Annotated in this window: 15 protein-coding genes; 8 read left to right on the top strand and 7 right to left on the bottom strand. The window is 73.2% G+C overall.

Annotation, left to right across the window (positions count from 1 at the left end; translation table 11 throughout):
• Nucleotides 1-47: 47 nt before the first annotated feature.
• Nucleotides 48-482 carry a MarR family winged helix-turn-helix transcriptional regulator gene (locus BKI49_RS11165; protein ID WP_095934070.1) on the bottom strand — a complete coding sequence of 145 codons (435 nt, stop codon included), beginning with the start codon at nucleotides 480-482 and terminating at the stop codon, nucleotides 48-50.
• Between the two features lie 141 nt (nucleotides 483-623).
• Here BKI49_RS11165 and BKI49_RS11160 point away from each other — a divergent pair, with 141 nt between their 5' ends.
• Together BKI49_RS11160 and BKI49_RS11155 are read left to right on the top strand one after the other, a co-directional pair.
• Complete coding sequence (locus tag BKI49_RS11160; RefSeq protein ID WP_095934069.1) at nucleotides 624-1,646, top strand: NADP-dependent oxidoreductase; 1,023 nt, start codon at nucleotides 624-626, stop codon at nucleotides 1,644-1,646.
• Between the two features lie 198 nt (nucleotides 1,647-1,844).
• Entirely contained in the window at nucleotides 1,845-2,264 is a 420-nt protein-coding gene (locus BKI49_RS11155) for an organic hydroperoxide resistance protein (RefSeq protein ID WP_095934068.1), read from the top strand.
• Nucleotides 2,265-2,337: 73 nt separating this feature from the next.
• On the opposite strand, the gene BKI49_RS11150 is transcribed toward BKI49_RS11155, so the two are convergent.
• A complete protein-coding gene (locus BKI49_RS11150; RefSeq protein WP_257004706.1) occupies nucleotides 2,338-4,875 on the bottom strand; it encodes a M14 family zinc carboxypeptidase in 2,538 nt (845 codons plus the stop codon).
• A 267-nt stretch (nucleotides 4,876-5,142) separates the two neighbouring features.
• Between BKI49_RS11150 and BKI49_RS11145 the strand changes: the two genes are divergently transcribed.
• From BKI49_RS11145 to BKI49_RS11135, 3 genes are all read left to right on the top strand, one after another.
• The gene (locus BKI49_RS11145; protein ID WP_095934066.1) at nucleotides 5,143-6,006 is read left to right on the top strand and encodes a hypothetical protein; all 864 of its coding nucleotides are present in this window, start codon (nucleotides 5,143-5,145) and stop codon (nucleotides 6,004-6,006) included.
• A gap of 103 nt (nucleotides 6,007-6,109) precedes the next feature.
• Nucleotides 6,110-6,901 (top strand): EI24 domain-containing protein, encoded by a 792-nt coding sequence (locus tag BKI49_RS11140; protein ID WP_095934065.1) that lies wholly within the window; start codon nucleotides 6,110-6,112, stop codon nucleotides 6,899-6,901.
• On the top strand, nucleotides 6,898-7,512 hold the full coding sequence (locus tag BKI49_RS11135; RefSeq protein WP_095934064.1) for a LysE family translocator: 615 nt from the start codon (nucleotides 6,898-6,900) through the stop codon (nucleotides 7,510-7,512). Before BKI49_RS11140 ends, BKI49_RS11135 begins: the two co-directional genes overlap by 4 nt.
• On the opposite strand, the gene BKI49_RS11130 is transcribed toward BKI49_RS11135, so the two are convergent.
• Nucleotides 7,484-8,794, bottom strand: a complete 1,311-nt coding sequence (locus BKI49_RS11130) for a pyroglutamyl-peptidase I (RefSeq protein ID WP_095934063.1) — start codon at nucleotides 8,792-8,794, stop codon at nucleotides 7,484-7,486. The two genes, BKI49_RS11135 and BKI49_RS11130, sit on opposite strands and share 29 nt — an antisense overlap.
• A gap of 204 nt (nucleotides 8,795-8,998) precedes the next feature.
• The gene (locus BKI49_RS11125; RefSeq protein ID WP_373557535.1) at nucleotides 8,999-9,916 is read right to left on the bottom strand and encodes a LysR family transcriptional regulator; all 918 of its coding nucleotides are present in this window, start codon (nucleotides 9,914-9,916) and stop codon (nucleotides 8,999-9,001) included.
• A gap of 205 nt (nucleotides 9,917-10,121) precedes the next feature.
• Here BKI49_RS11125 and BKI49_RS11120 point away from each other — a divergent pair, with 205 nt between their 5' ends.
• On the top strand, nucleotides 10,122-10,943 hold the full coding sequence (locus BKI49_RS11120) for an NAD(P)-dependent oxidoreductase (protein WP_306453548.1): 822 nt from the start codon (nucleotides 10,122-10,124) through the stop codon (nucleotides 10,941-10,943).
• Nucleotides 10,944-10,952: 9 nt separating this feature from the next.
• Nucleotides 10,953-11,333 carry a RidA family protein gene (locus BKI49_RS11115; RefSeq protein ID WP_095934061.1) on the top strand — a complete coding sequence of 127 codons (381 nt, stop codon included), beginning with the start codon at nucleotides 10,953-10,955 and terminating at the stop codon, nucleotides 11,331-11,333.
• Nucleotides 11,334-11,408: 75 nt separating this feature from the next.
• On the opposite strand, the gene BKI49_RS11110 is transcribed toward BKI49_RS11115, so the two are convergent.
• Nucleotides 11,409-12,002, bottom strand: a complete 594-nt coding sequence (locus BKI49_RS11110; protein WP_095934060.1) for a TetR/AcrR family transcriptional regulator — start codon at nucleotides 12,000-12,002, stop codon at nucleotides 11,409-11,411.
• Nucleotides 12,003-12,103: 101 nt separating this feature from the next.
• Here BKI49_RS11110 and BKI49_RS11105 point away from each other — a divergent pair, with 101 nt between their 5' ends.
• Complete coding sequence (locus BKI49_RS11105; RefSeq protein ID WP_257004705.1) at nucleotides 12,104-14,626, top strand: beta-glucosidase; 2,523 nt, start codon at nucleotides 12,104-12,106, stop codon at nucleotides 14,624-14,626.
• Between the two features lie 123 nt (nucleotides 14,627-14,749).
• Here the strand turns inward: BKI49_RS11105 and BKI49_RS11100 are convergent, their stop codons facing one another.
• Together BKI49_RS11100 and BKI49_RS11095 are read right to left on the bottom strand one after the other, a co-directional pair.
• A complete protein-coding gene (locus BKI49_RS11100; RefSeq protein WP_095934058.1) occupies nucleotides 14,750-15,733 on the bottom strand; it encodes an aldose epimerase family protein in 984 nt (327 codons plus the stop codon).
• Between the two features lie 9 nt (nucleotides 15,734-15,742).
• A complete protein-coding gene (locus BKI49_RS11095; protein ID WP_095934057.1) occupies nucleotides 15,743-16,642 on the bottom strand; it encodes an SGNH/GDSL hydrolase family protein in 900 nt (299 codons plus the stop codon).
• Nucleotides 16,643-16,777: the final 135 nt, after the last annotated feature.

The raw sequence follows: 16,777 nt of genomic DNA, 5'->3' as shown, positions 1-16,777 counted from the left end.
GGCCCTTTCGGGGTCCGGCGGACGGTGCCGTCCGCGGCGGGCGCCGGTCAGGCGTCGAGCATGCGGCGCAACAGGTCCCGCAGCGCGAGACGCTCCTCGTCCGAGAGGCCCGCCAGGGGCTCACGCGCGAAATTCAGCGACTCCCGCAGGCCGCGGGCCACCTTGCGCCCCTCGGCCGTGGCCGCCGCCAGCTTCACGCGCCGGTCGGCCGGATCCGGCCGCCGCTCCACCAGGCCCCGCGCCTCCAGCCGGTCCACGATCCCCGTGACGTTCGACGGCTCGCACTTCAGCTGCTGCGCCAGCCGCCGCATCGGCACCGGCTCCATCGACAGCAGTCCGAGCAGCCGGGCCTGCGCGCCGGTCAGCGCGTGCTCCGCGGCGGCCTCCTCGTACTCCTCGTGATAGCGGGCCACCACCGAGCCGATGAGGTCGACGACCTCCAGGGTGAGGGGGTCGATCCGGGGGGTCTTCTGAGTGGACATGGACTCCAGGCTACCCCGTTACTTGACATCCTGAAATATTCAGGCGCATGGTTGTTTCAGGTACTGAAGTATTTCGGCCGCGGGGCGCGTGCGGACAGGTACGCACGTGAGCCCGTGAGAACGCAGGAAAGGCGCACCCTCATGACCGACACCCCTCAGGTTCCCGCCGTCAGCCGTGAATGGCATCTCGTCAGCCGGCCGGTCGGCTGGCCCCAGGCAGACGACTTCGCCCTCGTCGAGGCCGAGGTCCGGCAGCCGGGGGAGGGCGAGGTCCTCGTGCGGAACGCGTTCCTGTCCGTCGACCCGTACATGCGCGGCCGCATGAGCGCCGCCAAGTCGTACACCGCCCCGTTCGAGCTGGGCAAGACCATGCAGGGCGGCGCCGTGGGCGAGGTCATCGCCTCCGACGCCGAGGGCATCGCACCCGGCGACCACGTGCTGCACTTCGGCGGCTGGCGCGAGTACGCCACCGTCTCCGCCAAGCAGGCCGTCAAGGTCGACCCGGCGGCCGCCCCGCTGTCCACGTACCTCGGCGTGCTCGGCATGACCGGTCTCACCGCCTACGCCGGCCTGCTGCGCACCGCGTCCTTCAAGGAGGGCGACTCCGTCTTCGTCTCCGGCGCCGCAGGTGCCGTCGGCAGCCAGGTCGGCCAGATCGCCAAGCTCAAGGGCGCCTCGCGCGTCATCGGTTCGGCCGGATCCGACGAGAAGGTCAAGCTGCTCGTCGAGGAGTACGGCTTCGACGCCGCCTTCAACTACAAGAACGGGCCGGTCGCCGAGCAGCTGCGGGCCGCCGCCCCCGACGGCGTCGACGTCTACTTCGACAACGTGGGCGGTGACCATCTGGAGGCGGCCATCGGCTCCCTCAACGTGAACGGCCGGATCGCCGTCTGCGGCATGATCTCCATCTACAACAACACCGAGCCGGCCCCCGGCCCCAAGAACCTCGCCCGGCTCATCCAGACCCGCGGCCGCATCGAGGGCTTCCTCGTCAGCGACCACTACGACCTCCAGCAGCAGTTCGTCCAGGAGGTCGGCCCCTGGGTGGCGTCCGGGCAGCTCAAGTACCGCGAGACGGTCGTCGAGGGCATCGAGAACAACCTGGAGGCGTTCTTCGGCGTCCTGCGCGGCGACAACATCGGCAAGATGATCGTCAAGCTCTGAGCCGTGACGGCCGCGGCGGCGGCCGGGCTCTCGGCCCGCGGCGGCCGGTGGTGACCACCGGGCCCCGCGGGCCTGCGGCGGCCGGTGGCGGTCCGCGGCCGGGACCTGTTTCCTGGATTTCCGGCATGCGGTAACTTCTTTCCGAAGTTGTCGCGATCGTGGGCGCGAGTCGCGGCGGGCCTAGGAGGAACGCACCGTATGTCCATCCAGCAGACCGACGTCCTGTACACCGCCGTCGCCACCGCCGAGAACGGCCGTGACGGGCGGGTCGCCACCGACGACGGCAAGCTCGACGTCGTCGTCAACCCGCCCAAGGAGATGGGCGGCAGCGGCGCCGGAACCAACCCGGAGCAGCTCTTCGCCGCCGGGTACAGCGCCTGCTTCCAGGGCGCCCTCGGCGTCGTCGCCCGCCAGGAGAACGCCGACGTCTCCGGATCGACCGTCACCGCCAAGGTCGGCATCGGCAGGAACGACGACGGGTTCGGGATCATCGTCGAGATCTCCACCGACATCCCGAACGTCGACGCCGCCACCGCCCGCGCGCTCGTCGAGAAGGCGCACCAGGTGTGCCCGTACTCCAAGGCGACCCGCGGCAACATCACCGTGACGCTTGCCTGACGGCGCTCGTTGCACATGACGGAGGCCGCACCCCGGGACGTGGGGTGCGGCCTCCGCCCTTTCGCCGGACGCCTCAGGAGACCGTCAGCAGAGCCCTCCCCACCTGCGAGAACTCGCCCTTGGGATGGTCACGGAAGAGCGGTTCCGTGCCGAACAGGACCACGCGCGGGCCGCTGACCACCGAGGCGCGGCCCGCCGCCGCGGCGGGACCTCCCGTGCCGTCGGCCGAGGGCCGCCAGTGCCCGGAGACCAGCGGATCGCCCGGCGCGTACGACTGCTCGACCCGGACGCCCGGCCCCGCGGCCGTGAACCAGACCGGGGCGTACACGAAGCTGTGATCAGGGGCGCCCGCCGTCACCGGCCCGCCCGAGTTCACCACCCGCACCACGCCGTTGGCGTCGCCGTCGCCCTCCACCGGCCGCACCGCGAGCAGTCCGGCATCCGTGTTGAGCGCCGCGCCCACCGCACCGCGCCCGACCAGACCGTGGGTGCGCAGGAACGCGTCGAGGGCCGTCCGTGCCGACGGGGTGAGCGCCGTGTGATCGAGGCCCGACGACACGAACAGCACGTCGACGGCGGACCAGTCGAAGCCCGCGTCGAGGACCGCCGTCGACACCGGGACCACGTCGAAGTTCATCTCGCGCAGCGCGAACAGCTCGCCGGGGGTGACCGCGGCGGCGACCCGGGCGGCGTGCAGCGGGGTGCCGTCGGCCCCCTTCGTCGCCTCGAAGGCGACGTCGTACGCGCCCGCCAGGGAGACGGCCCGCGCACGGGCCGCGGACGGCACCAGCGCACTGCCGTCCGCGCTCCGCCGCACCGCGACGCCGTCCCTCAGCAGGGAGTTGAGGGCGGCGACCTCCTGCGGGGTGTCGAGCCGGAGCCGGAGGTCGCCGTGCGCGGCGACGTGCCCCACCGGCGCCGCGGAACGGACCGCGGTGCGCGGGACCCCCGCCAGGCTTCCGCCCGGCACCCGCTCGACCGTCGCTCCCCACAGCCGGCCCAGACTCCAGCCCGAGATGTCGTACATCGTCGAGACCTTGTCGCTGATGTCCCTGCCGTCCGCCAGCAGCGCGTTCGCCAGACCGCGCTTGGGCTGGTGCAGATCGACGACGTACGAGCCCTTCGGGTACGTCCGCCCCGCCAGCCGGAAGTCGCCGGTCGCCCGGGTCACCCGGACGTCGTCGGCGATCAGGTGGTCCACCAGGCGCGCGGCGGCCGTCGCGGATCGCTGGGAGCGGCCCGCCGGCACGACGTAGGCCCGCGGGAAGACGGTCGTGTAGACGTCCTCGGGGCCGATGCCCGGCACGCCGGGCACGGTCTTCGCGGACACCGGCACCTGCGCGGCCCCTGCCGACCCGCGCCGGAACACCTCGATCTGGTCGGCGATCAGCGAGGACCGGTGGGTCCGGACGAAGTCGAGGGTGGCTCGCATGGCCGCACCCGCCACGTCCACGTTGACGGCCGAGCGCCGCCGTAGCTCGGCGGCCGGCAGCGTGTCGTACGCCGAGCCGTTCACCGTCAATGGGATCTCGACGGTGTGCGCGGCGACCGTGCCGTGGAAGGCCGCGTACTGCGGGGTGAAGACGGGCGGCCAGTCGTCCCAGCCCTCCTGCTGGTCCCGGAACGGGATCTGGGCCGGCTCCACCCCGTCCTTGTCGGGCGTGAGGCCCAGGCCGTTGACGGCGGCCTCCATGCCGAGGGCGTTGGCGTAGGTGTTCTTGAGGAACAGGTCGTACTCGTAGTTCTCGCCGTGCGGCGGGGTGGTCGGCTCGATCAGGGTGCCGTTGACATAGCCGTGCAGATCGAGCATGACGGCCGGCTGCTTGTCGATCTCGATCTGCCGCATCGCGCGTACCTCGGGCTGCGAGGCGGTGACGAAGTCCCGGTTCAGGTCGAAGCCGGATGCGTTCTCACGGGTGCCGGCGATCCGGCCGTCCGGGTTCGCGGTGATGTCGAAGTACAGCCGGCTGTGCGCGAGCAGGTCCTCCGTCCCGGCGTCCCGGGTGGTCGCGAGCCGCTCGATCAGCCGGAGGGCCGCGTCCGTGCCCTCCCACTCGTCGCCGTGGATGTTGCTGTTGAAGAAGACCGGGGTCTTGTACGCCGTCCTGACCGCCCGGTCTTTCGCCGCCGCCCCGGGGTCGTGCTCGATGAGCTCCCGCATGCGCTCCTGCTCGCGGGCCCGGCGCGCGGACTCCGGGGCGGTGACGGTGACCAGGTAGAGGCGGTGGCCGCCGGCCGAGCGGCCCGCCACCTCGACACTCACCCGGTCGCCCAGCCGCTGGAGGGCGTTCAGCTTCGGAGCGATGGCGTGGTACGGGACGAGGCCCAGCTTCAGGGACTTGTCGGCCGGGTTCTCCGGGTCCGCGCCGAGGACCTGCTCGCGCGGGTAGCCGCGGCCGTCCGCCGCGAGATCGGTGACGGGTGCGGTGAGGGCGGTGCGGGTGGCAGCGGCCGGCGCCTTGGCGGCGCCGTGCGCCGGGGCCGCGCCCTCACGGACGGGCGGTCTGCGGTCCGCGGTGGCGTTGTGCGGGGCGAGCAGCAGCGAACCCGCCGCCGTCACGGCGACGGCGGCGGTCAGGACGGCTCTGGCGACGGGCTTCGGCAGGCGCACGTGTCGTACCTCCTGGGGTTCCCCGGACCGGGCGCCGGGGGCTTCCTGAGATCGGGTCAGGTCGGTCCACGTCGGTACGGCGAGGTGTACCTGTTCGACCCATCCGCAACAAGAGCGCGTTCCCGTCACCGCGGCCATCGGTGATGGCCCGGATGGCGCAACACCGGTGGACCGGAAGGGGCATGCTGAGTGCGGGCGCCGGCGCGACGGAGGGCCGGACCGCCGGAACGAACGGCCGAGCGGCAACGTGCGTGGCGAGGAGGCCCCATGTCCCCGATTCCGTCGCTCCCCAGCCGGGAGGACGTGCTGCGCATGGCGCGCAGCACGACCGACATCACCGGCCAACTCCTCGACACGGCAGGGAACATCACCAGGATCGCCGTCAACACCTTCGACCCCCGGGACGGGTCCGGGGCGGAGGCGCTGCGCGTGCTGCGCGAGACGACCGCCGAACTCGCAGAGGCGAGCGCCTCCCCGCAGGTGCAGGAGGCGTTCTACCGGATCGTGGACACCCTGACCCGGCTGGGCACCAGCGGGGCGCCCCTCGCGGTGCACCCCGTGAGCGAACCCGCGCAGGCGCTGCTGGCCGCGCTCGGCGACAGCCTGCTGCCCGTCCTCGACGCGGTCGAACCCGCCGTGCAGGAGGCGGTGGCCGCACTGGGCGAACTGGTCGACGCGTCCTCGCCACTGCTGCCCGCGGCGGCCGGCATCGCCGCGGGGGCGCTGCTCGCGCTGACCCCGGTGCTGGGTGCCGCCGCCGACGTCCTGCGCGGTTCCTCGCCCGAACTGCGGCGTATCGCCAATGCGTTGACCGCCGCGCTCGCACCGCTGCTGCCGCTCCAGGTCGCGCTGGCGGAGCGGGCGGCGGCGGCCGGGGCGGGGGTCGTGCGGGCCACGCTGCCCCCGCTCGCCGACCTCACGGAGGCGGCCGCCGCCGTGATGCAGACGGCCCGGCCGGTCCTGGTCGCCGGCGAGGAGATGCTCGTCGCCGGGCTCGAACAGCTTCAGCCGCTGCTCCTCGCCACGGCGTCCCGGGCCGGCCAGGTGGCGCGCGCCGGCGCCGTCCGTGTCTCGGCGGCGGTGTCGCCCGCCGCCGACGGCACGGTGGTGGTCGCGGTCACCCCGGCGTGACCCGCCCGCCCCGGCACCGGACGTGCTGCGTCCCGGGGTGCGCGCCGCCGGGGTCCACAGGGCCCGCCCGGGCCCGGAGGCCCGCCCCGCTAGAGTTCCCTCCATGCGCGATCTTGGGGTGGGCTTCGGTTACTTGGTGCGGGGCCAGCGATGGGTGGCCGGGCACGGGAAGCAGTTCGGCTTCGGTCTGCTCCCGGGCCTCATCACCCTGGTCCTGTACGCGGCGGCCCTCGTCTCCCTCGCCCTGTACGGGGAGGACTTCATCGGCTGGGCGACCCCCTTCGCGGACGACTGGACCAGCCCCTGGCAGGGACTGTTCCGGGGCTTCCTCACCGCCCTGCTCGTCGCCCTGGCCCTGCTCCTCGCCGTCCTCACCTTCACGGCGGTCACCCTCCTCGTGGGGCAGCCGTTCTACGAGAACCTCTCCGAGAAGGTCGACCGGGACGTCTCCCCGGACGGCACGGCCCCCGAGTCGGGGCTGCCGCTCTGGCGGGAACTGTGGATCTCCGGGCGCGACAGCCTCCGCATCCTCGTACGGGCCGCCGTCTGGGGCGTACTGCTCTTCGCCCTGGGCTTCGTGCCCTTCGTCGGCCAGACCGTCGTCCCGGTGGTCGGCTTCTTCGTCACCGGCTTCTTCCTCACCGAGGAACTCGTCGCGGTCGCCCTGCAACGCCGCCGCGTCGATCTGCGCGAACGCCTCACTCTGCTCCGCTCCCGCAAGATGCTGGTCTGGGGCTTCGGCACCCCGCTGGGCCTCGCGTTCCTGGTCCCGTTCGTGGCCGTGTTCCTGATGCCCGGAGCCGTCGCCGGCGCCACCCTGATGGCGCGTGAACTCCTCGACGAGGAGAGCGCCGAGACCGGAGCGGACGCTCCCGAGGAGGAAGTCACCCCGTGACCGAGATACTCGCCGTCGCCGTCATCACCGTCCTGGCCGTCGTCGCCCCGGGCGCCGACTTCGCCATGGTGGTCCGCAACAGCTACCTGTACGGCCGCAGGACGGGCCTGCTGGCCGCCACGGGCGTCGCCGCCGGCGTCCTGGTGCACGTGACGTACACGATGCTCGGCGTGGGCCTGCTGATCGCGTCATCGACCGCCCTGTTCACGGTGATCAAGCTGATCGGCGCGGCGTACCTCGTGTACATCGGCGTACGCACGTTCCGCGCGCGCGGCGACGTCGAGGTGGACCTGGAGAACAAGACGGAGCTGACCCCGCTCGCCGCGCTGCGCACCGGGTTCCTCACCAACGTCCTCAACCCGAAGACGACGCTCTTCGTGGTGTCGACGTTCGCCCAGGTCGTCAGCCCCGGCACGCCGCTCTACCAGCAGGCGGGCTACGGGCTGTTCATGTCCCTCGCCCACCTGCTGTGGTTCGGCGTGGTCGCCGTGTTCTTCTCGCACGACCGGATGCGCACGCTGATGCTGCGCGGCCAGAAGGCCCTGAACAAGGTCATCGGATCCGTCCTGGCCGGGCTCGGCATCAGTCTCGCCTTCGCTCCGTCCCACTGACGGCGGGGGCGGTCGTGTCCGCGGCGACCGTCAGGATCGCCCGCACCTGCGCGATGATGTCCAGCCGGTTGCGCACGAACTCGGGGTCGGTGACCGTGCCGGTCGCCGGGTCCGTGTTGTCCGTGCCGAACTGGAGGACGGGCGTGTGCACATGTCCTCCGGGCAGCGAGGAGTGCAGGCCGAGACGGTCGCGCAGCAGGGTCGCGCGGTACGCGATCTCGTTCGACAGGTAGTCGCCTCCGCCACCGGCACGGGCCGTCGACCCCTCGGTGGGGCCGTCGGGGCGGACGACCGGCGCGCTGCCGCCCGCCGGGATCTCGGTCACCGTGGTGTTGTCGTAGACGGGGAAGCGGCCGGTGGGCGCGGCGACGATCGCCGCGTACGGCAGTGTCGTCGACGTCCACTGGGGCTGCGAGGCCGGATCGGTGACCGGCACGGTTCCGGTCACCGGGACGTTCAGATTGTCCGGGAAACCGCCCCGCCAGGCCCCGTTGGTGCGCTCCACGTCGAAGCGGCCGACCCGCCCCTGACTGACCGTGGTGAACAGGTCGACGTGCGGCAGGTGCGGACGCAGCGTCCGCTCGACCGTCCCGTCGGCGAAGTCCTGCCAGCGGACCGGGAAGACGACGGTCTCGACGCGGGCGGGACCGTGCGCGGTCTCGATCACGGTGCCGTCGAGGGCGAGCGCGGTGGCGCCCGAGGGGTTGGAGATCCGGACGTCGCGGTCCAGCGTGAACGGGTCGAAGCCGGTGACCAGGATGCGCCGCACGTCCCGGCCGTGCGGGTAGCGGACGGTGTCCTGGCCGCGTGAAGTGCGCTCCAGGGTGTCCAGCAGCCTGGCCCGCCGGCTGTCCGAGAGGCCGAACTCCGGCTCCCACGCCCGGATTTCGCGGGTCATGCCCAGACGTGCCCAGTACAGCGGACGGTCGTCGTCACGGCTGAGGTCGCCGCCCGCGGGCCCCCGGCCCTGGGCCCGGTCGACGGCCCGCCGCCACAGCCGGGCCCCCTGCCGCTCGACGAGGTGCTCCGCCTGCGCGTAGGAGTCCGCGTCGGCGAGGGCCCGCGCGAACTGCGGCGCCACGGAGTCGAATCCGGAACGGCGCAGGATCTCCTGGGGCGCCGCCCGGTCGAGCCGCTGCTCCTCCACGGTGGGGGACGCGACGGCAGTGGGGGCGGCGGGTGCGGTGCCGGGTGCGGTGCCCGCGGTGGCCGTGGGGGCCGTCGCGAGTCCCGCCACGAGGGTGAGTCCGAGAATGCCGATCCGAACGCATCGGTGAGTCAAGGGAGTTCGTACCTTCCGTCGCCGGGATGGGGGGAGCCCCTCGCTCCTGCGCGGTCGGGAGCTCGGGGGACGCTGCCGGACGGCGGCAGTATCCCGTGACGGCCGGGGCTCACGCCATGGCGCGTGGCCCGGGAGGCCCGGGAGACCCGTGTGACCGGACGGTTCAAGCCGCCCTGGAGTCGGGGGCGGACACGGCCGGACGGTTCACACCGCCCCGCCGGCACGGGTGCCGGGGATCCTCGTCGCCGACTCCCGCAGCGCGGCCAGGAACGCCTCCGCCGCCGGTGTCAGGGACCGTCCGCGCACGGTCGCCGCGTACACCGCCCGTGCCGGCGCGTCCTCGTCGAGCACCGGGAGCAGGGCGACGTCGGGCCGCACGGACTCCGCCGCGAGCGCCGGGACCAGGGTGACGCCGAGCCCGGCGGCGACGTATCCCAGCTTGGCGGTCCACTCGGCGACGACGTGTGCGACGCGCGGCCGGAACCCGTGCCGCAGGGCCGCGTCGAGGAGGGTGCCCTCGGGGCGCGGACCGCCGGAGATCCAGTCGGCGTCGGCGAGCCGGGACAGCCGCACGGACGGTTCGGCGGCGAGCGGATGTCCGGCGGGGACCGCGACGTACAGGGACTCGTCGAGGATGTGGTGCAGGGCGCAGGTGTCCAGCCGGGCCCGGCCCGTCGTCGACACGACCGCCAGATCGAGCCGGTCGGCGGAGAGCCGGTCCAGCAGCGCGGGGGTGAGCCCTTCCTCGCGGCTGATCCGGACCCCGGGGCTGCGGACCCGGAACGCCGCGATGGCCCGCGGGACGAGGGCCGCGTCCGCCGTGGCGAAGGCGCCCACCCGCAGGCGTCCGCCGGCCCGCTCCCGCAGTGCGGCCAGTTCGCGGCCGGCCCCGAGGAGCCGCTCGACCACCGACTCGGCGTGAGGCACGAGGACCTGCCCGGCCTCCGTCAGCCGGACGCCCCGGGGCAGCCGGTCGAAGAGGAGCGCCCCGCCGAGCGCCGCCTCCAGAGAGGAGATCTGGCGCGACACCGCCGACTGGGTCCACCCCAGCGTCCGCGCCGCCACGGTGAACGAACCGTGCCGGGCCACCTCCAGGAAGACCCGCAGCCATGTGGTGCTCAGATCGGGGGCGCTCTGGGGCGCCGGGGCGTCCGCTGCGGGGGAGCCCGGAGGCAGGGAGTCGGATGGCGCGGAGTCCGGTGGCGAGGAGACCAGTGCCGATGCGTCCGGCGGCGGGGAGCCCGAGATCTCGATATGCGGGTTCGGCATGGATCCCATGCTAGACATTCGCTTGTCGCATCACGGGGGCACGTCTAGCGTCACGCACATGGACACGATGGAGAAGATCGCCTTCCTGGGGCTGGGACACATGGGCGCGCCCATGGCGCGCCGACTCCTGGACGTCGGGCACCCGTTGACCGTCTGGAACCGGACGCCGGGTAAGGCGGCACCGCTCGTCGCGCGGGGGGCCGTGCTCGCCGCGTCCCCGGCCGAGGCGGTGCGCGACGCGGACGTGGTGATCACGATGCTCGCCGACCCGGCCGCGCTCGACGCGGTGGCCGGCGCCGTCCTCCCGGAACTGCGCGCGGGCGCCTGCTGGGTGGAGATGTCGACGGTCGGCCCGGACGTCGTCAGGGAACTGGCCGCACGGCTCGGGGAGGGCGTGACGCTGGTGGACGCGCCGGTCATGGGCAGCACGGACCGGGCGGAGGCGGGCGCGCTCGGCATCCTCGCGGGCGGTGACACCGCCCGCGTCGAGCGGGTGCTGGCGCACCTCGGGACGGTGACCCGGACCGGCCCGCCCGGCTCGGGCGCCGCGCTCAAACTGGTCGTCAACTCCGCCGTCCTCGGCGGGCTCGCCCTGGTCGCCGAGAGCATGGTCCTCGCGCGGGCCCTCGGCCTCGACGACGACACCGCGCGCACCGCTCTCGCGAACAGTCCGCTCGGCGGCGCCGTCGCCCGTGCCTTCGCCGACGGTGTGCACTTCGGCACCTCGCTCGCGGTGAAGGACGTGGGTCTGGCGGTCGAGGCGGCCCGGCTGCCCGCCCTGGAAGCCGTACTGGAGCATTACCGGTCCGCCGCCGCGGACCCGGCCGTCGCCCGCGCGGACGTCGCGCGGGCCGTCACCCACATCCGCACCTCGGCCTGAGGGGATCCTGTGCAGATCACACTCGACAACCCGGCCTCCGCGCCGCAGCCCGCCAACTCCTTCTACTCGCAGGTCGCCCGCGTCGAACTCCCGGGCGGAGGCGTCCTGTTGTACGTGTCCGGGCAGGTCGCGGACGGCCCGGACCTGGCCACCCAGAGCCGCGGGGTCTTCGAGGCGCTCGACGCCCTGCTCAAGGCGCACGGCGCGACCCTCGCCGACGTCATCAACATCCGCACGTATCTGACCGACATCGACGGCATCGGCGAATACGGCGCCGTGCGGCGCGAGTTCCTCACCGGAACCGCCCCCACCAGCATGACCTTCGAGGCGTCCCGCCTCTTCGAGCCGGACGCCCTCGTCGAGGTCGAGGTCGTCGCGGCGATCCCGTGAGGGCGGGCCTGGAGAGCCGCGGCCGGGGGCGAGGGCGGTGCCGGGGAGCCGCGGCGGGCAGGGCGCGGTCGCCGCTCAGGCCCCGTCCGGGCCCGGGTCCTCGCCCAGCAGCGCGAGGAAGTCCCGGAAGGCGGCCGGCATGTCCACCGACTCCGGGTCCAGCAGCCACTGGTACTGGAGTCCGTCCATCACCGCCACGAGCAGGGGGGCGGCGCGCTCCGGCGTGAGTCCGCCGGGGAGCCGCTCCCCGTACTCGGCGCGCAGCACCGACGCCATGCTCGCGCGCACGGCGCCGTACCGCTCGGTGAAGAACTCGCGCGCCGGGTGCCCCTCGGTGACGCTCTCGCCGAGCAGCGCGGAGAAGGTCTGGATGATCCCGGGCCGCATCGCGTTGTACTCGACGAGTGAGGCGAGCAGGTCGGCCCGCCACCGGGAGTCGGGCACGGCGTCCCACTGGTCCCGCTCCTTGAGCACCGCGACGAGCAGCGCCTCCTTCGTCGGGAAGTGGTGCAGCAGCCCCTGCTGGGTGAGGCCCACCCGCTCGGCGACGGCGGCGAGGCTCGCGCCCCGGTAGCCGCGCTCGGCGATCACATCGAGGGCCGCGCGCACGATCTCCGCGCGCCGCTCCTCGCTCCTGGTCCTGGTCGCCATGGCGTCACCGTACGGCATCCGATCACCCTTCGAATAACGGCGAGGTCACGAAACCTACCGCTCTACAGGCGGCGGGTGCAGGATGTGGGCGTCCAGGACTTCGACCAGGAGGTGCCGCGGTGGCGGATACCGTGAAGGACAGGCAGGACAGGCAGGACAGGCAGGACAGGCAGGACAGGCAGGACAGGCAGGACAGGCAGGACAGGCAGGACAGGCGCGACGACGCCCGCGAGGCCGTCGTCGAGGCGGCTCTCGGCAGGCTCGATCTGGACGCGAAGGCCCGCCTGTTGTCCGGGCAGGACATGTGGACGCTGCCCGCGCTCCCCGAGATCGGACTGCGGTCCCTCGTGATGTCCGACGGCCCGATCGGGGTCCGCGGGGTGCGCTGGACCTCCGACGACCCCTCGATCGCCCTCCCGTCCCCCACCGCGCTCGCCGCCACCTGGGACCCGGCCCTCGCCGAGCGTGCCGGCGTCCTGCTCGCCCAGGAGGCCCGCCGCAAGGGCGTCCACGTCCTCCTCGCGCCCACCGTGAACCTGCACCGTTCCCCGCTCGGCGGGCGGCACTTCGAGGCGTACAGCGAGGACCCGTACCTGACCGGCGTCATCGGCTCGGGCTATGTGCGGGGCGTGCAGTCGGGCGGCGTCGGCACCACCGTCAAACACTTCGTCGCCAACGACGCCGAGACCGACCGCTTCACGGTGGACAACCTGGTCTCCGAACGCGCGCTGCGCGAGCTCTATCTGGCCCCCTTCGAGGCCATCGTGGAGAACGCCCGCCCCTGGGGCATCATGACCGCCTACAACTCGGTCAACGGCACCACGATGACCGAGCACCACCACCTCGTGAACGGGATCCTGCGCGGCGAGTGGGGCTTCGACGGCTTCAACGTCTCCGACTGGACCGCGGCCCGCTCCACCACGGCCGCCGTCGAGGGCGGCCTGGACGTCGCCATGCCCGGCCCGCGAACCGTCTACGGCGCGCCGCTCGCGCAGGCCGTCCGCGACGGACGGGTCCAGGAGTCCACCGTCGACGACGCCGTCCGCAACGTCCTGCGCCTCGCCGCCCGCGTCGGCATCCTGGACGGCGCGGAACCGGTCGTCACCGAGCCGCCGGCCCCCGTCGACGGGGAGGCCCTGGCCCGCGAGATCGCCCGCCGCGCCTTCGTCCTGGTACGCAACGAGGCCCGCGACGGAAGCAGGGCGCTGCCCCTGAGGCCGGGCACGGTGGCACTGATCGGCGCCGCCGCCCGCGACGCCCGCGTCCTCGGCGGCGGCTCCGCCACCGTCTTCCCCGCCCACGTGGTCTCCCCGCTGGACGGTCTGACCGCCGCCCTGCCCGAAGGCGCCCTCAGCTACGCCGTCGGCGCCGACCCGAACGAGGAACTCGCCGTCGCCGACCAGGGTTTCGAGCTGCGCGCGGTCTGCCGCGACTCACACGGAGAGATCATCGGAACCGGCTCCGCGCCCAACGGCCACATCCAGTGGATGGGCAACGACCTGCCCGAGGGGGTCACCCACGACGCCCTGCGCACCATCGAGCTGACCGGCCGGTTCACCCCGCGCGTCGGCGGCCCGCACACCTTCGGCATCAGGGGCCTGGGCGCCTTCACCCTCACCGTCGACGGCGTCACGTACTTCGACGACGTCCAGCGCGCCGACAAGGACGACCCGTTCCTGTCGTTCTTCGGCGCGCCGGTGCCCCGGGCCCGGGCCGAACTCACCGTGGGCGAGCCGGTGGAGGTCTCCCTCACCCAGGTCGTGGCCCTCCCCGAGGGCATGCCGATGAAGGCGATCACCTTCACGCTGACCCATCAGGAACCGCAGCGCGACCCCGACGAACTGATCGCCGAGGCCGTCGAGGCGGCCCGCGCCGCGGACACGGCCGTCGTGGTGGTCGCCACCACCGAGCGCGTCGAGTCCGAGGGCTTCGACCGGAAGGATCTGCGTCTGCCGGGCCGTCAGGACGAGCTGGTGCACGCCGTCGCCGCCGCCAACCCGAACACCGTGGTCGTCGTCAACTCCGGTTCCCCGGTCGAGCTGCCGTGGCGCGACGAGGTCGCCGCGGTGCTGCTGAGCTGGTTCCCCGGCCAGGAGGGCGGCTCCGCGCTCGCCGACGTCCTCACCGGGGCGCACGAGCCGGGCGGCCGTCTGCCCACCACCTGGGGCTCCCTCGCACAGGCCCCGGTCACCCAGGTCGTCCCGGACGGCGGCGCACTCCCGTACACCGAGGACCTGTTCATCGGCTACCGCGCCTGGGACAGGGAGAGCAGGACCCCCTCGTACGCCTTCGGGCACGGCCTCGGATACACCGACTGGACGTACGAGTCGATCGAGGTCGAGGGGACGACCGCGACGGTCCGCGTCCGCAACAGCGGCGAGCGCGCCGGACGCGAGGTCGTCCAGATCTACCTCGCCCCCGTGGAGGCCGACCCCGGGCGGCCCGCCCGCCGGCTCGCCGCCTTCGCGGGCGTCGAGGCCGGACCGGGCGAGGGCGTGGAGGCCATTGTGGAACTCCCGCGGCGCGCCTTCGAGATCTGGGACGAGAACAGCGGATCGTGGGCGTTTGTGAAGGGTTCGTACGAGGTTCAGGCAGGCCGTTCCCTCACGGACCGTCGTCTGAGCACGATCATCGAGGCGTGACGGGCGGCGAGCCGCCCCCAAGACCAGCCCCGGCCCGGAACCTGACCTCCGGACCGGGGCTCGCCTCGTTCTGCGCCCGTTCTCACCGGCGCGGACCGGGGGGCGGGACGGTGCCGGGGACGGTCACCGCTCGCGCACGGAGAAGCCGAGCACGGTCTCCGACCGGTACACCCCGCCCGGCCGCAGTTCGGTGCTCGGGAAGTCCGGCCGGTTCGGCGAGTCGGGGAAGTGCTGTGTCTCCAGCGCGATCCCGTCACCGGGCGCGTAGGGGAGCGAGTCGTCGAGGTGGTCCGCCGTGTAGAGCTGGAGGCCCGGCTCGGTGGTCGACACGGTCAGCAGGCGCCCGGAGTCCGGGTCGTGCAGCTCCGCCACCTCGACGGGGGTGTCCGTCACCCCCTTGTCGAGCACGAAGTTGTGGTCGTACCCGGCGCCGACCTTCCGGGACTGCCGGAAGTCGAAGCGCGTGCCCTCGACGGGGGCGAGCTCCCCGGTCGGGATGAGGTCCGCGTCCACCGGCGTCAGCCGCCCGGCGGCGAGGCGCAGTTCGTGCCCCCCGGCGCTGCCCGCGCCGCTCAGGTTCCAGTAGGTGTGGCTGGTCAGGTTCACCACGGTCGGCGCGTCGGTGCGCGCCTCGTACGCGATCCGCAGCGAGCCGTCCGCGTCGAGCGTGTACGTCGCCGAGACCTCCAGCCGGCCCGGGAAGCCCTCCTCGCCGTGCGGGCTGACCCGCGACAGCCGCACGCCCCCGTCGACCGGCTCGGCGTCCCACACCCGCTTGTCGAAGCCGAACTCGCCGCCGTGCAGCGAGTTCGGGCCGTCGTTCGGGGTCAGGTGGTAGGTGAAGCCGTCGAGCGGGAAGCGGGCGCCCGCGATCCGGTTCGCGTACCGGCCGACCAGCGCGCCGAAGTACGGCTGCGGGTGCGCGAGATAGCCCGCGAGGTCGGGGAAGCCCAGCACCACGTTCGCGGTCCGCCCGTCCCGGTCGGGGATCTCGGCCGACTGCACGATCCCGCCGTACGTCAGGACCCGTACCCGCACACCCGACCGCTCCAGAGTCCAGCGATGGACCGCGGTGCCGTCGGAAAGTGTGCTGAAAAGTTCGCTCATGAGCGAACCCTAGGTCACCGGATTGCGTGCGGTGATGTTGCGGTATGCGATCTCGGCCAGCCGCGCCTGCCCGTTCTTGCTCGGGTGGAACCAGTCCCAGTGGCTCAGCTGTTCCGTGTCGAAGCGGTACTCGAAGACCGCGCCGCCGTCGAAGCGGCACCGCCGGTCCTTGGCGCACACCTCGCGCAGCACCTCGTTGTACGCCTCGACGCGGTTCTGCACCTTGGAGCGCCGCAGCGTCGCCGCCGAGTCCAGGGCGTCCGCGTCCCCCAGCATCGACGGGCAGATCCCCAGCTTCCAGATCTGCTTGCCGAGCGCGCTCGTGCGGCCCTGGGACCACAGCCGCTTCAGATCCGGCACGCTCGACACGTACACCTGGGTCTTGGGCAGGGCCGCACGCAGCGTGTCCATCGCGTCCTGGAAGCCGGCGCGGAAGTCCGCCACGGACGTCATCGCGGAGGCCGAAGCACGGCAGGCGTCGTTGGCGCCCGCCATCACCGTCACCAGCTCCGGCCGCCGGGTCGCCGCCTGCGCCATCTGGCCGGGCAGGTCCGCCATCCGGGCGCCGGTCACCGCGTAGTTCCAGCTGTGCTCGGCGGCCCCGGCCTTCCCGAGCAGCCGCACGGCGAGGGACTTGACCTGCGCGTCGCTGCCCGTCGCCCAGGACACCTCGGGGCAGTCCGACAGCACGGCACAGGCGTCGAAGCCCCGCGTGATGGAGTCGCCGACCGCGGCCAGCGACCGCGGGCTGGTGTTCCACGTGGGCGTCGGCTTCGGGGACGGACGCGCCGTGGACGTGTCTCTCGGCGCCGGGGAGTTGCCACCGGAGGCGTCGCACCCGGCGACGCCCAGGAGGGCCGCCGCCGCGACGGCGACGACGGCCCGTGAACGGTGACTGCGGTTCCGCATCCCCAGGTCCCCTCGTTCGTTGTGCAGGGTCGGTCACACCCTTCGGACGCACCGGTCGGTGTCGCGCCGTAGGCCATTGGTGGCACCGCGTCGTGCCCGGTCGGCAGCACCGCGTCCCCATGGGTGAAACCTCGG

It is taken from the genome of Streptomyces sp. Tue6028 (assembly GCF_002300165.1).
GTDB classification, from domain to species: Bacteria; Actinomycetota; Actinomycetes; order Streptomycetales; family Streptomycetaceae; genus Streptomyces; species Streptomyces siamensis.
The sequence above is the reverse complement of the archived record's forward strand: the minus strand, read 5'-3'. Positions and strand labels throughout refer to the sequence as shown.

What these genes read in the sequence shown, in the direction of transcription:
- BKI49_RS11145 (WP_095934066.1), top strand. Translation starts at nt 5,143, where the DNA reads ATGTCCCCGATTCCGTCGCTCCCCAGCCGGGAGGACGTGCTGCGCATG.
- BKI49_RS11165 (WP_095934070.1), bottom strand. Translation starts at nt 482, where the DNA reads ATGTCCACTCAGAAGACCCCCCGGATCGACCCCCTCACCCTGGAGGTC.
- BKI49_RS11120 (WP_306453548.1), top strand. Translation starts at nt 10,122, where the DNA reads ATGGACACGATGGAGAAGATCGCCTTCCTGGGGCTGGGACACATGGGC.
- BKI49_RS11110 (WP_095934060.1), bottom strand. Translation starts at nt 12,002, where the DNA reads ATGCCGTACGGTGACGCCATGGCGACCAGGACCAGGAGCGAGGAGCGG.
- BKI49_RS11155 (WP_095934068.1), top strand. Translation starts at nt 1,845, where the DNA reads ATGTCCATCCAGCAGACCGACGTCCTGTACACCGCCGTCGCCACCGCC.
- BKI49_RS11100 (WP_095934058.1), bottom strand. Translation starts at nt 15,733, where the DNA reads ATGAGCGAACTTTTCAGCACACTTTCCGACGGCACCGCGGTCCATCGC.
- BKI49_RS11160 (WP_095934069.1), top strand. Translation starts at nt 624, where the DNA reads ATGACCGACACCCCTCAGGTTCCCGCCGTCAGCCGTGAATGGCATCTC.
- BKI49_RS11140 (WP_095934065.1), top strand. Translation starts at nt 6,110, where the DNA reads ATGCGCGATCTTGGGGTGGGCTTCGGTTACTTGGTGCGGGGCCAGCGA.
- BKI49_RS11095 (WP_095934057.1), bottom strand. Translation starts at nt 16,642, where the DNA reads ATGCGGAACCGCAGTCACCGTTCACGGGCCGTCGTCGCCGTCGCGGCG.